Raw genomic sequence first — 14,924 nt, forward strand, 5'->3', positions numbered from 1 at the left:
AGCTTTGTAATACGCACGAGTCATGCCAATCAGATGCTTAGAAAGGCGGCTAAGGCATGGAAGGGTTGCGGTGCGCTTCTTGGCCGGCAGCACGTCTGTACAAGCATGCGCTGTTTTGGCCCGCGTCATTTTTTTTAAAAATCGTTGCTACACATGCCACTGAGGGGCTTCAGGCAGATGAACACCCTTCACACTGTGGGCCGCTCGCCCATGCCGCGCAGCAAGGGCTTCTTGCGGCGGATTGGGCGTAGTTCGTTCAGGAAGACCCGGGAATCGGCGATAATGAGGCATGCCCATCACCCTCAAGACCCCCGAAGATATCGAGAAGATGCGCGTCGCCGGCCGCCTGGCCGCCGAGGTGCTGCAGGTCGTGGCTCCGCACGTGAGGCCCGGCGTGACCACCGAGGCGCTGGACCGGATCTGCCACGACCATATCGTTCAGGTCCAGGGTGCGATCCCGGCCAACGTGGGCTATCGCGGATTCCCCAAGACCGTGTGCACCTCGGTCAACAACGTGATCTGTCACGGCATCCCGAGCGAGGCGAAGGTCCTCAAGGAAGGGGACATCGTCAATATCGACGTCACCGTGATCAAGGACGGCTGGCATGGCGATACCAGCCGCATGTACTACGTCGGTACGCCTTCGGTGATGGCCAGGCGGCTGGTGGAAGCCACCCGCGAGGCCATGTTCCGCGGGATCCGCGCGGTGACGCCGGGCGCGACCCTGGGCGACATCGGCCATGCGATCCAGGAGTACGCCGAAGGCCAGCGTTTTTCGGTGGTGCGCGAGTACTGCGGGCACGGCATCGGCAAGGTCTACCACGACGAGCCGCAGGTGCTGCATTACGGCCGTGCGGGCGAGGGCGTGGTGCTCCGGCCGGGCATGACCTTCACCATCGAACCGATGATCAACGAAGGCACGCGCCATACCCGGGTGCTGCCCGACGGCTGGACCGTGGTCACCAAGGATCGCAAGCTGTCCGCGCAGTGGGAGCACACGGTGGCAGTGACCGATGATGGCGTGGAGATCCTGACCCGCGTCCCGGGGGACGATAACGACCTGTGACCGCCTCCGCCGCAATCCCGCCTGCGGCGGTCGCCGAGCCGCAGGCTGAAGCGGACTTCATCGCCGGGGTCCGCGAACGCCTAAAGCAGGGCGACGCGGCTCTGGCCGCCCGGTTCGACGCTGGCGAGGACGTGGATCGCCTGACCCGCGCGCGCTCGGCCATGTTGGACTCCTTGGTACGCGAGGCCTGGGTCCGCTGCATGGGTGATGCGCCGGACATCGCGCTGTTCGCGGTGGGCGGATACGGCCGCGGCGAGCTGTTTCCGCAATCCGACATCGACCTGCTGGTGCTGGCCGGCCCTGAAGCGCAGGCCGTGCATGCCGATGCCCTCTCGCGATTCTTCGCGCTGCTTTGGGATGCCGGGCTGCCGGTCGGGCATGCGGTGCGTTCCCTGCAGGATGCGGGCGACGCGGCGCGCGAGGACATCACCGTGATGACCGCGCAGCTCGAGGCCAGATTGCTGCATGGCGATGCCGACAGCATCGCTGCGCTGGCCGACGCGATCGCGCCGGAGAAACTCTGGGCAGCGCGGGACTACTACTTCGCCAAGCGCGAGGAGCAGCGCCTTCGGCATGCGCGTTTCGGCGATACGTCGGACAACCTCGAGCCGAACCTCAAGGATGGCCCCGGCGGCCTGCGCGACCTGCAGACCCTGCGCTGGATGGCGATGCGGGTCTCGGGCGTGCGCGATCTGGAGTCGCTGATCGCGCTGGGCCAACTGGGCGGGGACGAATTCGGCACGCTCGACCGCGAGCGCCGCGCGCTGTCGCGCCTGCGCTGGGGCCTGCACCTGGTGGCCGGCAAGCGCGAGGAACGGCTGCGCTTCGACCACCAGAAGGCGCTGGCCGCTCGGCTCGGCCACCAGGACGATGCCGATAACCTCGCTGTCGAACAGATGATGCAGGGCTTCTATCGCAGCGCCGCGCGGGTGCAGCGCATCGGCGATCGCCTGCTGCAACGTTTCGAGGAACAGCTGGAAGGCGAGGGCGAACCCGAGCCGATCGATGCGCAGTTCGAGTTGCGGCGAGGTTACCTGTCGCTGCGCGATCCGGGCTGGCCATATCCGGGCACGGACCGGCTGATGGATGCCGTGTTCGCGCTGTTCGCGACTTGGGCCGCCAATCCCGCTATCCGCGGGCTGCATTCGGGTACGGCGCGCGCGTTGGCCGAAGCGCTGAAGTTCCTGTCTGCGTATCCGCAAGCCACGCAGACGGAGCGGGACCGCTTCATGGAGTTGCTGCGCGGCCCGCAGCCGGTGCGCACGCTCGAGCGCATGGCGCGTTTAGGCGTGCTCAGCCGCTGGTTGCCGGCATTCGCGCGCGTGTCCGGCCGCATGCAGTTCGATCTGTTCCATGTCTATACCGTCGACCAACACACGCTGGCGGTCTTGCGCAACGTTGCCGGGTTCGCATCCGGCGTCGACGAGCGTTTCGCCATCGCCCACGACGTCTGGCCGCGCCTGCACAAGCCCGAGCTGCTGCTGCTCGCGGCGTTGTTCCACGATATCGCCAAGGGACGCGGCGGTGATCATTCGGAACTCGGCGCGGTGGATGCGCGCGACTTCTGCCGGGCGCACGGACTTTCGAACGGCGACGGCGAGCTGGTTGCGTGGCTCGTCGAGCAGCATCTGCTGATGTCCACGACCGCCCAGAAGCAGGATATCGCCGATCCTGAAGTGATCCATCGCTTTGCCGACAAGGTGCGCGACCGCGAGCGACTGGACTATCTCTATCTGTTGACCTGCGCGGACATCGCCGGCACGTCGCCGAAGCTGTGGAACGCCTGGAAGGACCGGCTCCTGGCCGATCTGTACTCGGCGACGCGGCGCGAGTTCCGGCGCGGGTTGGAGCATCCGGTGGCCGCCGGCGAACGCATCGCCGAGACCCGGGCATCGGCCCAGGCGCTACTTGAAGCACAGGGCCTCCCAGCCGAGGCGGTGGAAGCGCTGTTCGAACGGATGCCGCCGCAGGCCTTCCTGCGCGCGCGACCGGACCAGATCGCGTGGCAGGCGTCGGCGCTGCAGGGACTGGCGCACGGTGCGACCCGGGTTCGCGTGCGGCCCATTGGCGAGGCAGTGCAGGCGCAGGCTCTGGAAGTGTTCGTGCACTCTCCCGATCGGGACGGGCTGTTCGCGGCGATCGTGGCCACGCTCGATCGCCTCGGTCTGGCGGTGCAACGCGCACGGATTTTCGATGGGCCTGGCGCGACCATTTTCGACAGCTTTGAAGTGCTGCCGACCGATCCGGCGCGTCCGGTCGCATCCGCCGATCTCGAGCGCAAACTGCATGCGGTGCTGTCCGCGCCGCTGGACATGATCCGCCCGGCGCGGCGCACCCAGCCTCGGCACCTGCGACATTTCCGGATCGTGCCGCAGGTCGGCTTCGAAGAGACCGCCGCCGGCCGCACGGCGATGGGTCTGGTCTGCACCGACCGCCCCGGCCTGCTGGCCGACATCGCCCAGGTGCTGCGTGCGCAGCGCCTGCGCGTGCACGATGCGCGCATCGCAACCTTCGGTGAAAAGGCCGAAGACGTGTTCCACCTCACCGACGAGCGCAACCTGGCGCTCGATCCCGACCGCCAGCATGCGCTGCGTGAAGCGCTGCTGCAGACCCTCGACGGAGACCCGAACCGATGAGCCCACCGGGCAGGAAGAAGACGCCAGCGAACCGCCCCGCAAAGAAGTCCGCAGGGGGCAGGGGCCCGCGCAAAAAACTGGCAGCGCAGGGGCCGGGCATCGACGAACTGAAGTTCACGATCGACAGCGCCTGGGAACGCCGCGCCGCGCTGACGCCCGACGAGATCGACGGCTCCACGCGCCCGAGCGTCGAACGCGTGATCGACGGCCTGGAGTCGGGCGAGTTCCGGGTCGCCGAACCCGACGGCAAGGGCGACTGGACGGTCAACGAATGGCTGAAGAAGGCCGTGCTGCTCTACTTCCGCACCCAGGACATGCAGCTGATCGAGGCCGAGCCGGCGCCGTTCTGGGACAAGATCCCGATGCGTTTCGCAGGCTATGGCGAAGCGCAGTTCCGCAAGCTCGGGGTGCGGGTGCTCCCCGGCACCGTGGTCCGGCGCGGCACCTACCTGGGCAAGGACGTCGTGCTGACGCCGTGCTTCGTCAACATCGGCGCGCATGTCGGCGCCGGCACGATGGTGGACACCTGGGCCACGGTCGGGTCATGCGCGCAGGTCGGCAAGCATTGCCATATTTCCGGGGGTGCCGGCATCGGCGGTGTGCTCGAACCGTTGCAGGCCGCGCCTACGATCATCGAGGATCACTGCTTCATCGGCGCGCGCTCGGAAGTGGTCGAGGGCGTCGTCATCGGCCACCACAGCGTGATCGGGATGGGCGTCTTCATCGGCCAGAGCACCCGCATCTACGATCGCGCGACCGGCGAGATCAGCTACGGGCGGGTTCCGCCGTACAGCGTGGTCGTCTCCGGATCGCTGCCGGCGAAGGACGGTTCGCATTCGCTGTACTGCGCGGTGATCGTCAAGCAGGTGGATGCGAAAACCCGGGCGAAGACTTCGATCAACGATCTGCTGCGCGGGCACGCCGAATGAGGCGAGGTCGCGGCACAGCGCTGGCCTTGCTGTTCCTGGCGTTGTCGTGCGTGCCATGGACGCGCGCCGCCGCCGGCAACCCGGCGTTTCCGGGCTGGTACGCGGATCCGGACGCGCACGTGTTCGCGAACCGCTACTGGATCTTCCCGACCACCTCCGCGCGCTACGAGGACCAAACCCGGTTCGACGCGTTCTCCTCGACCGACCTGGTGCACTGGACCCGGCATCCCGACGTGCTGACCGCTGATGCGGTGAAGTGGGCGCGCCGCGCGATGTGGGCGCCGTCGGTGGTGGAGAAGGACGGCCGCTACTATTTCTTCTTCGGTGCCAACGATATCCAGAGCGACAAGGAACACGGCGGCATCGGCGTGGCCGTGGCGGACCGGCCGGAAGGGCCGTATCGCGATCTGCTCGGCAGGCCGCTGATCGACAGCTTCCACAACGGCGCGCAGCCGATCGACCAGGCCGTGTTCCGCGACGGCGAGGACTGGTACATGGTCTACGGCGGCTGGAAACACGCCAACCTGGTGCGGCTGAAGGACGACTTCACCGGCCTGCGGCCCTTCCCCGACGGCACGCTGTACAAGGAAGTCACGCCGGCGCCCGAATACGTGGAAGGCTCGCTGATGTTCGAGCGCGATGGCCGCTGGTACTACATGTGGTCCGAAGGCGGCTGGGGCGGTCCGGACTACTCGGTCGCCTACGCGATGGCGGACTCGCCGATGGGTCCGTTCAAGCGCATCGACAAGGTGTTGCGACAGGATCCGGAGGTGGCGACCAGCGCCGGCCACCATTCCGTGATCCAGGTGCCCGGGACCGATCGCTGGTACATCGTCTATCACCGCCGTCCGCTCGGGGATACCGCGCGCGATCACCGCCAGGTGTCGATCGACCGCATGCAGTTCGACGAACAGGGCCGCATCCTGCCGGTGAAGATCACCCACGCCGGCGTCGACGCCGATCCGCTGCCGGCGGCGAACGGCGCGCGATCGGATTCCGCACCATGACCACGATCCTGTACGGCCTGCAGAACTGCGACACCTGCAGGAAGGCGCGCAAGTGGCTCGACCGTTTCGGCATCGCGCATGCCTTCGTCGACTATCGCGAGCAGCGGCAATCGCCGGAGACGCTCATCGCGTGGAAGGACGCGCTCGGCGGCTGGGACGCGATGGTCAACAAGTCCTCGACTACCTGGCGCAACCTGCCAGCGAACCGCAAGATGCCCGGCAGCGACGCAGAATGGAAACTGCTGCTCAAGGAGTACCCGCAGCTGGTTCGCAGGCCTGTTGTCGTCACCGAGGATGGCCGGGTCACGCAGGGCTTCACCGATAACGGTTTCAAGCAGCGCTTCGGCGTCGCGAAATGAGCGAAGTCCTGGCCCTGGGCAAGGAGCTGATCCTGCGTCCGTCGGTCACGCCGGACGATGCCGGCTGCCAGGCGCTGATTGCCGAACGCCTGCAGCGCGCCGGATTCGCATGCGAGCATCTGCGTTTTGGTGAGGTGGACAATCTGTGGGCCACCCACGGCAGCGGCGGGCCGGTCCTGGTGTTGCTGGGACATACCGACGTGGTGCCACCGGGTCCGCGCAGCGCGTGGTCGAGCGATCCCTTCATTCCGGAAGTCCGCGACGGGGTGCTGTATGGCCGCGGCGCAGCGGACATGAAGGGCAGCGTGGCGGCATTCGTGATCGCGCTGGAGCAGTTCGTCGCCGCGCATCCGGATCATGCCGGCACGGTCGCGCTGCTGCTGACCTCGGACGAGGAGGGCGATGCGGTCGATGGCGTGCGTGAGGTTGCCGAACTGTTCCGCGCGCGCGGCCAGGCCGTCGACTGGTGCATTACCGGCGAGCCATCCTCGAAAGCGATTCTTGGCGACCTTCTGCGCGTGGGCCGGCGCGGCACCCTGTCGGCGACGCTCACCGTCCATGGCATCCAGGGCCACGTCGCCTACCCGGAGAAGGCGCGCAATCCGGTCCACCAGGCGATGCCGGCGCTGGTGGAATTGGTGGCGCGCCATTGGGACGATGGTTACGAGACCTTCCCACCCACCAGCCTGCAGATCAGCAACGTGCAGGCGGGTACCGGCGCCAACAATGTGATCCCGGGCGAACTGCAGGTGCTGTTCAACCTGCGCTACAACCCGCATTGGGACGCGTCGCGGCTGGAGACGGCGTGCGCTGCGATCCTGGACGCGCATGGGTTGGAATACGACATCGCCTGGCAGCGCGGCGGTGAACCCTTCCATACGCCGGAAGGGCCGCTGCGAGCGGCGGCGCGTGAGGTGCTGGCGGCATTTGCCGGCGCGCCGCCGGAGGAGAGCACCGGCGGAGGCACCTCGGATGCGCGTTTCATCGCCCCGCTTGGCGCGCAGTGCATCGAGATCGGCCCGGTCAACGCCAGCATCCACAAGGTGGACGAGCACGTGGCGGTGGCCGACCTGGAGGCGCTGCCCGAGCTGTATCTGACGCTGATCGAACGGATGCTCCGGTAGCTGCGGTCTTCGGCATCGCGACCGCGTCGGGCGGTTCGTCGTGCTCCGGTCCGGAACGTTCCGGCACACCCTTGCCGGGGAGGCTCGCCCAGTTGGAAGCACCAGGTTTCCAGCGCAACCATTTGCCGCTTGCCCGCGAGCCCGGCATGGGTTAGCGTCGCCGCATGCATCGCGCTGCCCGCAATCGCCGCAACAACAACCGGACGCCCTGGGGGCGGGACGGCGGTTAGGCGCGGCTGCAAGCACGCACGACACTTCCGAAACCCGCGCCTGGCGCGGGTTTTTCGTTGTTCGCTTCCTGATAATGCTGGAGAAACCTGATGTGCTCGATCCTTGGCGTGTTCGACTTCCGCCCCGGCGCGGACCTGCGTCCGCTGCGTCCGCTGGCGCTGTCGCTGTCCGCGCGCCAGCGTCATCGCGGCCCCGACTGGAGTGGCGTGCATAGCGACGCGAATGCGTTGCTGGTGCACGAGCGGCTGGCGATCGTCGATCCTGCCGGCGGCGCGCAGCCGATCCTTTCTGGCGATGGCGCACTGGCGCTGGCGGTCAACGGCGAGATCTACAACCATCGCGATCTCGAGCGCCGGCTCGCGCATCCCTATGCGTTCCAGACCGGTTCCGACTGCGAGGTGATCAATGCATTGCATCGCGATGGCGAAGCGCCGGAAACCTGGCTGGGCCGGCTCAACGGCATCTTCGCCTTCGCGCTGTGGGATGCCGACGCCAGGCGCGTGCTGATCGCGCGCGATCACATGGGCATCTGTCCGTTGTACTGGGGCCATGATGCCGACGGCCGGCTGTGGGTGGCATCGGAGATGAAGGCGCTAGTACGCGTGTGCGACGACGTGGCCGCGTTCCCGCCCGGCCATGTCTACGACAGCGCCAGCGGCACTCTGGTGCGCTGGTACAAGCGTGCCTGGCGCGAATACGACGCGGTGCAGGGCGTGGCCGCCGACAGGGCCGAGCTGCGCACGGCCTTCGAACGCGCGGTCCACCGGCAGATGATGAGCGACGTGCCCTACGGCGTGTTGCTGTCGGGCGGCCTGGATTCGTCGCTGGTCGCCGCCTGCGCGGCCAAGTTCGCGCGCAAGCGGATCGAGGATGACGATCGCGGCGAAGCCTGGTGGCCGCGGCTGCACAGCTTCGCCATCGGCCTGGAAGGCTCGCCGGACCTGGCCGCCGCCCAGGTCGCCGCGGACGCGCTGGGGACCGTGCATCACGGGTTCACCTATACCTTCGCCGAAGGCCTGGACGCACTGCCGGAGGTGATCCGCCATATCGAGACGTATGACGTCACCACCATCCGCGCATCGACACCGATGTACCTGCTGGCGCGGCGGATCAAGGCGATGGGGGTGAAGATGGTGCTGTCGGGTGAGGGCAGCGACGAGCTGTTCGGCGGCTATCTGTACTTCCACAAGGCGCCGAACGCGCGCGAGTTCCACGAAGAGCTCGTGCGCAAGCTCGACGCGCTGCACAGCTTTGATTGCCTGCGCGCGAACAAGTCGATGATGGCCTGGGGAGTTGAGCCACGGGTGCCGTTCCTGGATATCGAGTTCATGGACGTGGCGATGCGCATGGACGCGCGGCACAAGATGGGCGGCACGGCGCCGGACGGCAGCAGACGGATCGAGAAATCCGTGCTGCGCGAGGCGTTCGAGGGTTACCTGCCGCACGAGATCCTGTGGCGGCAGAAGGAACAATTCAGCGACGGCGTCGGCTACGGCTGGATCGACGGCCTGAAGGCGCATGCCGGGGCCAATGTGAGCGACGCCGAATTCGCCGAAGCCGAACGCCGCTTCCCGTTCAACCCGCCGCAGACGAAGGAGGCGTATTTCTACCGCCGCATCTTCGAGGAGCTCTTCCCGGGCGAGGCCTGCGCGCGCACGGTGCCCGGCGGCAAGTCGATCGCCTGCTCCTCGCCCGCCGCGATCGCCTGGGATGCGGGTTTCGCGAACGCGGCCGATCCGTCGGGGCGTGCGATCGCCGGCGTGCACAACGCCGCACTCGCCTAGATCGAGGAACCACCTGTGGGAGCGGCCTTGGCCGCGATTGCTTTTTGCTACTCACGCAGGGTCAAGATCAATCGCGGCCAAGGCCGCTCCCACGATGTGGGGTGGAGCGCGACCTACGGCGTGAGCCGCAGCGTGTGCTCCGCCTTGCCGGGCAGGAACGGCGTCGGCCGGCCATGCACCCAGTCGTCGTGGCCGGCGCCCCAGAAGGGCGAGAGGAAATGGCCGCTCTGGCCGCCGGGCATGTGGATGATGCCGTCCTCTTCGTGCCCTGGCGACACCACCATGCGTTCGGACGCGCCGAAGCGCGGACCCTGCACGCGCGGCATGGCCGTGTCGCCGGGCAACTGGTCGGCCGGCATGCACAGCATCCGCCTGCCGACCAGCGGAATCGCATTCGCCAGCGGATGGCAGATGTCGGCGGTATTGCGCTCGCCCCAGGTGCGGGCGGACAGCGGCCCCTGCGATGCGAGTTCGTCGTGGACTTCCTTCGCGGCATCCTCCAGCAGCGCGTCCCAGCTGTCGTAGCGGCGCGAAAGCAGATGCTGCGGGCGCTGGCGCAGCAGCGGCCAGACCACGCCCTCCAGCTGCGGCAGGTCGGGCATGACGAAGTCTTTGCCGAGCGCGGCCTGCGCCGGGGCGGTCAGGCCGTCGGCGATGCGCGCGTGCACGGCCAGGCGCCAGGCGCGGACGACCCGGTAGGCGACCGAACCGGTGCTCGCACGCCCGGTCCAGTCGCTGGCGGCATCCGAGAGCGCAGCCAGCGCCGGAGTGCGCGACACCGCGGCCTGGTGCACCAGCAGCTTCCACCAGCGCTCCAGGAACACGGCGCGGTCGTCGAGCTGGATCGCCAACAGATCGCGTTCGGTGAACTTGTCTTTTGCGAAGAGGTCGTCGCGGATCTGCTTTGCACGCGCACCGAGTGCGTAACCGCCGTCGCCGACTTTCTGCAACGCTTCGCCGTCGAGGGTGCGGTTGTTGGCGGTCCAGAGGCGGTGCGAGTCCGGATCGGCAAGCATTGGCGTTTCCGCCGCTGTCATCGGGCGACCTTCGCAACCTTCACCTTCGCGCACAGCTTCCGTTGGGTCCGGATGCGTGGACTGTTGCCCTGCACCGATGCTCGGAAGTGAAGCGCCTTTGGCTTTGATGTCGCGAACTTCGTTCAACACAGGTCTGGGCTGCCCCAGCAATGCAAGCGCATAGCGATCGCATCCCGGGACGTGAGTCGGAACGTTTCCGGAAATCATCCAGGCGATACGCCCAGTCCGATCCGCGATGACAAAATTTTGCGCCGGCAATCCGATCAGCGGGCTACCGAGGACATTGTCGACCGAACGCATCGTGGCGGTCCTGGCCAGATCGAGCGAGATCGCGTCCGGAGAGTAGGCCGACCACAGGTTCGCGACCCAGATATCGCCGGGTGGAGTCTGCGTGATCGGAATGGCCGACCGAGTGCCGGGCCATTGCAAGGGCTGAAATTCCGGGATGTGCAGGTCCAAGGGCGGCGAACCGCGGACGAGGATGCGTTCGATATCGATGCGTGCGTTTTCGGATTGTGCTTCCAGACACGAGTCATGTGCTTTAACGCAGGGAACTCCGGCATCCGAGTTATCGACATAACCGTTGGTGAAACCCCAAGCCACATGACCGTTGCTGCCAACGATGACGGCCGGTAACCCAGGCAGCGTGAATCCTTGCACGTCGGTCCTACCGCCAGGTGCGGCCGGATCGCGATAGCGCAGGCGTGCACGAAACCAGATATTGGGTGCGCGCAGTCCTAGATGCATGTCATCGGCAACGATCGCGCGCCCATCAGGAGTCAGTTCGCCAGAAACGGCGAAGTTGTTGCTTCCTGGGGTGCCTTTGGACGCCAGCGCTTGCACGCCGTCGCGCGGCGGCGCGGGCAGATCGCGCAGATCGACAAGAGCTGCCTCAGGCAGCTGCGCATCGCCTCGCGGTTCGCCGAAGAGGGGTGCGTCCCAGCTGGTGCCATCGCGGGCGAGCAGTGCGAACAGCGCAGGCGGCAGATGCGGCCGGATCTTTATCAATGCGAGTTCGCGCGTGTTTTGCGCATCCTGCAGATCGAAATACATGGCGAATCCGACCAGTGCGGAATCCACCATCTGCCACGGTTCCGGTTTTGCGCGCAGCAGCAGGTAGGGCCATGGGCGTACATCCAGGGCGAAGAGTCCGGCGTGGACGCCGTCGGTGTATGCCTGCAGCTGCGGGAGTTTGTCGCCCGCGATCCGGTCGAGGTTCTGCATCACCCGCGCCCGCATCCGATGCATACGGTGCTTCTTGTCGGTCTCCAGCGCGATCGGCCCGAACAGCTCGGACAATTCCCCCGCGGCAGTGCGCCGCATCAGATCCATCTCGAAGTAGCGCTCCTGCGCATGCACGTACCCGAGCGCGCGCATCGCGTCGGTTTCGTTGGCCGCATCGATGGTGACCACGCCCAGCGCGTCGCGCTGGATCGTTACCGGTGCGGACAGGTCGCCGAGGACCACCTCTCCGTCGAGCTGCGGCAGGCTGGCGCGAAGCAGCCACCAGGCGAGGATGGCGAATACAAGGATCAGCCCGAGCAGCAGCAATGCCAGACGCCTGAACCAGCGGACCATGCGTTTACTCCCCAGATGCATCCGTCATTGTAGGAGCGCCGCTACGGTGCGACGGGCTTTCGTGATGCGGGCCGTCGCGGCCAGGGCCGCTGCTACAGGCGGCGCTCGATCCGGTAGGCGCAGGTGACCAGCGCGGTGACGCCTTCGGCCACGAAGCCCGGTTCGCGCGCGAGGATGTCGCGTTGCTCGAGCAGCGCAACCGACCATTCGGCCTGGAACAAGGAAACAACCTCGGCTTCGCTCACCGAGAACGGCGGCCCCGACTTTTCGTGCTGGGGGTATTCCAGCGTGACCACCAGGCCGCGGCAGTGTGCGGGCAACAGGGCGTACACACCGGCGTAGCGCCGGCGCATGTCCGGCGGCAGCGCGATTAGGGCGGCTCGGTCGAACACTGCGGCGCACCCGGCCAGAGCATCCGCATCGAGGTCGAAGACATCTCCGCAGATGATCTCGACGCTGCCCGCCGCGTAGTGGCGCCCGTACCTGGAGTCGCGGACCTCGGGGTCGAGCCCGTGCTCGGCGAAAAACTGCTCCACCGCCTGTTGCGACAGCTCCGCGCCGAGCACGCGATGGCCACGCGCGGCGAGCCAGGACATGTCCAGGCTCTTGCCGCACAGCGGCACGAACACGCACGATCCGGCCGGCGCGTCGATTGCGTCCCAATATTGCTCGAGCAGCGGGGTGGCCTGCTGCTGGTGGAAGCCGATCTGTCCATCGCGCCAGCGTTGCAGCCAAAAATCAGCCTTCATCCATCCTCCATTGCGTGCACTGTATGCACGATGCCGTGGGAGCGACATCTGTCGCGAACGCTGTCGGGGCTGTCGGAAGCGGTAGCGAAGGCATTCGCGGCAAAGCCCGCTCCCACGGGTACATCGTGCCGGGGGTAACCCCGACCTACTCGACGGAGAGACCGTCGACCTTCTGCCATCCTCGCGGCAACAGTCCGCCGCGCTGCCCACGACTGCCGAGGTAACCGTCCAGTTCCTTGAACGACAGTGTCATGGTGCGCGTGCCGGATTTGAGCGCCAGCTTGCTTCCCGGTGGAACCACCGCCACCGCTACCACGCGTTCGGTGCCGCGCTTGGCCTTGGGGATCTCGATGATCTTGTTGCCCTTGCCCTTGTCGAGTTCCGGCAGCTCCGCCACGGGGAAGGCGAGCAGATGACCGGCACTGGTGACTGCGACGATGCGGTCGGTGTCGACCCCGGCGACCATCGCCGGCTGCAGCACCTTCGATCCCGGGGTGAGCGAGAGCATCGCCTTGCCTGCCTTGTTGCGGCCGGTCAGGTTCTCGAAACGAGTGACGAAGCCGTAGCCATGCGATGAGGCGATAACGAAACGGTCGTCGTTGCCGCCGCTGGCAAGCGCCTGGAACGTGCCGCCAGGCGCGGGCGAGAAGCGGCCGGTCAGCGGTTCGCCATTACCGCGCGCGGAAGGCAGGGTATGGGCGAGGGTCGAGTAGCTGCGGCCGTTGGAATCGAGGAACGCCACCTGCTGTGTGCTGCGCCCCTTCACCGTCGCCAGCAGGCTGTCGCCATCACGGTACGAGAGCGTGGTGGCATCGATGTCGTGGCCTTTGGCCGCACGGACCCAACCCTTCTCGCTCATCACGATGGTGACCGGCTCGCTGGGGACCAGTTCGGTCTCGTCCAGCGCCTGCGCCGCGCCGCGCGCGACCAGCGGCGAACGCCGCGCATCGCCGAACTTCTTCGCGTCGGCGAGCAGCTCGTCCTTGATCAGCTTCTTCAGCTTGGCCTTGCTGCCCAGTGTAGAGATCAATCGGTCGCGTTCGGAGTCGAGCTCGTCCTGCTCGCCCCGGATCTTCATTTCCTCCAACCGCGCCAGCTGCTTCAGCTTGGTATCGAGGATGTAGTCGGCCTGGTCCTCGCTCAGGTCGAAGCGGGCGATCAAGGCGGGCTTGGGCTCATCCTCGCTGCGGATGATGCGGATAACCTCGTCGAGGTTGAGGAAGGCGACCAGCAACCCTTCCAGCAGATGCAGGCGGCGTTCGACCTTGTCCAGCCGGTGCTTGAGCCGGCGCGTCACCGTGTCGGTGCGGAACACCAGCCATTCGGACAGGAAGGTCTTGAGGTTCTTGACCTGCGGGCGGCCGTCCAGGCCGATGATGTTGAGGTTGACCCGGTAGCTCTTCTCCAGGTCAGTGGTGGCGAACAGATGCCCCATCAACTGCTCGACATCGACCCGGTTGGAACGCGGGATCAGCACCACCCGCACCGGGTTGGCGTGGTCGGATTCGTCGCGCAGGTCTTCCAGCCACGGCAGCTTCTTGGCGCGCATCTGCTGCGCGATCTGCTCGATCACCTTGCTCGGGCTGACCTGGTAGGGCAGCGCGGTGATCACGATGTTCTGGCCTTCCCTGACAAACGTGGCGCGGGCGCGCACGCCGCCGTTGCCGGTTTCGTAGATTGTGCGCAGGTCCGCTGCCGGCGTGATGATTTCGGCCGTGGTCGGGTAGTCCGGCCCGAGCACGTGTTCGCACAGGTCGCGCACGCTGGCATCGGGGTCGTCGAGCAGGCGGATGCAGGCACTGACCACTTCGTTGAGGTTGTGCGGCGGCACATCGGTGGCCATGCCCACCGCGATGCCGGTGGTGCCGTTGAGAAGCAGGTGCGGCAGCCGCGCCGGCAGCCAGGTCGGTTCCTCCAGGGTCCCGTCGAAGTTGGGGTCCCAGTCGACGGTGCCCTGTGCCAACTCGCCCAGCAGCACTTCGGCGATGGGCGTGAGCTTGGACTCGGTGTATCGCATCGCCGCGAAGCTCTTCGGGTCGTCCGTCGAGCCGAAATTGCCCTGGCCATCGATCAATGGATAGCGGTACGAGAACGGCTGCGCCATCAGCACCAGCGCTTCGTAACATGCGCTGTCGCCGTGCGGATGGTATTTGCCGATCACATCACCCACCGTGCGCGCCGACTTCTTTGGCTTGGCGCCTGCGGCCAGGCCCAGCTCGCTCATCGCGAAGATGATGCGCCGCTGCACCGGCTTGAGCCCGTCGCCGATGAAAGGCAGGGCGCGGTCGAGCACCACGTACATCGAATAGTCGAGATACGCGCGCTCGGCGTACTCGCGCAGCGGGATCTGTTCGAAGCCGTGGAAGGCGGGGCGCGGCAGATCGTCGGTCATCGAGAAAGGGCAGATTCGGTCGTGATGCCGAT

At 66.7% G+C, this 14,924-nt stretch carries 10 protein-coding genes; 7 read left to right on the forward strand and 3 right to left on the reverse strand.

Going from position 1 to position 14,924, the window contains the following annotated elements; genetic code table 11:
• The first annotated feature begins 289 nt into the window (after positions 1-289).
• The 7 genes from map to asnB all read left to right on the forward strand — a co-directional run bounded on the left by map (position 290) and on the right by asnB (position 9,136).
• Positions 290-1,066 carry a type I methionyl aminopeptidase gene (gene map / locus MC380_RS01860; protein ID WP_242162705.1) on the forward strand — a complete coding sequence of 259 codons (777 nt, stop codon included), beginning with the start codon at positions 290-292 and terminating at the stop codon, positions 1,064-1,066.
• A gap of 59 nt (positions 1,067-1,125) precedes the next feature.
• The gene (gene glnD, locus MC380_RS01865; RefSeq protein WP_242104634.1) at positions 1,126-3,702 is read left to right on the forward strand and encodes a [protein-PII] uridylyltransferase; all 2,577 of its coding nucleotides are present in this window, start codon (positions 1,126-1,128) and stop codon (positions 3,700-3,702) included.
• Positions 3,699-4,631 carry a 2,3,4,5-tetrahydropyridine-2,6-dicarboxylate N-succinyltransferase gene (gene dapD / locus MC380_RS01870; protein ID WP_242162707.1) on the forward strand — a complete coding sequence of 311 codons (933 nt, stop codon included), beginning with the start codon at positions 3,699-3,701 and terminating at the stop codon, positions 4,629-4,631. The genes glnD and dapD overlap by 4 nt, the downstream gene beginning before the upstream one ends.
• Positions 4,628-5,638, forward strand: coding sequence for a glycoside hydrolase family 43 protein (locus tag MC380_RS01875; RefSeq protein ID WP_242162710.1), 1,011 nt, complete (start codon positions 4,628-4,630; stop codon positions 5,636-5,638). The genes dapD and MC380_RS01875 overlap by 4 nt, the downstream gene beginning before the upstream one ends.
• A complete protein-coding gene (locus MC380_RS01880) occupies positions 5,635-5,997 on the forward strand; it encodes a Spx/MgsR family RNA polymerase-binding regulatory protein (RefSeq protein ID WP_242104376.1) in 363 nt (120 codons plus the stop codon). Before MC380_RS01875 ends, MC380_RS01880 begins: the two co-directional genes overlap by 4 nt.
• The gene (gene dapE / locus MC380_RS01885; protein ID WP_242104375.1) at positions 5,994-7,121 is read left to right on the forward strand and encodes a succinyl-diaminopimelate desuccinylase; all 1,128 of its coding nucleotides are present in this window, start codon (positions 5,994-5,996) and stop codon (positions 7,119-7,121) included. Before MC380_RS01880 ends, dapE begins: the two co-directional genes overlap by 4 nt.
• A 320-nt stretch (positions 7,122-7,441) precedes the next feature.
• Positions 7,442-9,136, forward strand: coding sequence for an asparagine synthase B (gene asnB / locus MC380_RS01890; protein WP_242104374.1), 1,695 nt, complete (start codon positions 7,442-7,444; stop codon positions 9,134-9,136).
• A gap of 113 nt (positions 9,137-9,249) precedes the next feature.
• Here the strand turns inward: asnB and MC380_RS01895 are convergent, their stop codons facing one another.
• The 3 genes from MC380_RS01895 to parC all read right to left on the reverse strand — a co-directional run bounded on the left by MC380_RS01895 (position 9,250) and on the right by parC (position 14,892).
• The gene (locus tag MC380_RS01895) at positions 9,250-11,751 is read right to left on the reverse strand and encodes a penicillin acylase family protein (RefSeq protein ID WP_242162712.1); all 2,502 of its coding nucleotides are present in this window, start codon (positions 11,749-11,751) and stop codon (positions 9,250-9,252) included.
• Positions 11,752-11,843: 92 nt separating this feature from the next.
• Complete coding sequence (locus MC380_RS01900; RefSeq protein ID WP_242104372.1) at positions 11,844-12,500, reverse strand: thiopurine S-methyltransferase; 657 nt, start codon at positions 12,498-12,500, stop codon at positions 11,844-11,846.
• A gap of 145 nt (positions 12,501-12,645) precedes the next feature.
• Positions 12,646-14,892, reverse strand: coding sequence for a DNA topoisomerase IV subunit A (gene parC, locus MC380_RS01905; protein ID WP_242162715.1), 2,247 nt, complete (start codon positions 14,890-14,892; stop codon positions 12,646-12,648).
• Positions 14,893-14,924 lie beyond the last annotated feature (32 nt).

It is taken from the genome of Lysobacter sp. M15 (genome assembly GCF_022662515.1).
Lineage (GTDB): Bacteria > Pseudomonadota > Gammaproteobacteria > Xanthomonadales > Xanthomonadaceae > JAKPBU01.

Excerpts from the sequence above, each read along its gene's own strand:
- map (WP_242162705.1), top strand. The coding sequence starts at position 290 with ATGCCCATCACCCTCAAGACCCCCGAAGATATCGAGAAGATGCGCGTC.
- dapD (WP_242162707.1), top strand. The coding sequence starts at position 3,699 with ATGAGCCCACCGGGCAGGAAGAAGACGCCAGCGAACCGCCCCGCAAAG.
- MC380_RS01875 (WP_242162710.1), top strand. The coding sequence starts at position 4,628 with ATGAGGCGAGGTCGCGGCACAGCGCTGGCCTTGCTGTTCCTGGCGTTG.
- MC380_RS01880 (WP_242104376.1), top strand. The coding sequence starts at position 5,635 with ATGACCACGATCCTGTACGGCCTGCAGAACTGCGACACCTGCAGGAAG.
- dapE (WP_242104375.1), top strand. The coding sequence starts at position 5,994 with ATGAGCGAAGTCCTGGCCCTGGGCAAGGAGCTGATCCTGCGTCCGTCG.
- asnB (WP_242104374.1), top strand. The coding sequence starts at position 7,442 with ATGTGCTCGATCCTTGGCGTGTTCGACTTCCGCCCCGGCGCGGACCTG.
- MC380_RS01895 (WP_242162712.1), bottom strand. The coding sequence starts at position 11,751 with ATGGTCCGCTGGTTCAGGCGTCTGGCATTGCTGCTGCTCGGGCTGATC.
- MC380_RS01900 (WP_242104372.1), bottom strand. The coding sequence starts at position 12,500 with ATGAAGGCTGATTTTTGGCTGCAACGCTGGCGCGATGGACAGATCGGC.
- parC (WP_242162715.1), bottom strand. The coding sequence starts at position 14,892 with ATGACCGACGATCTGCCGCGCCCCGCCTTCCACGGCTTCGAACAGATC.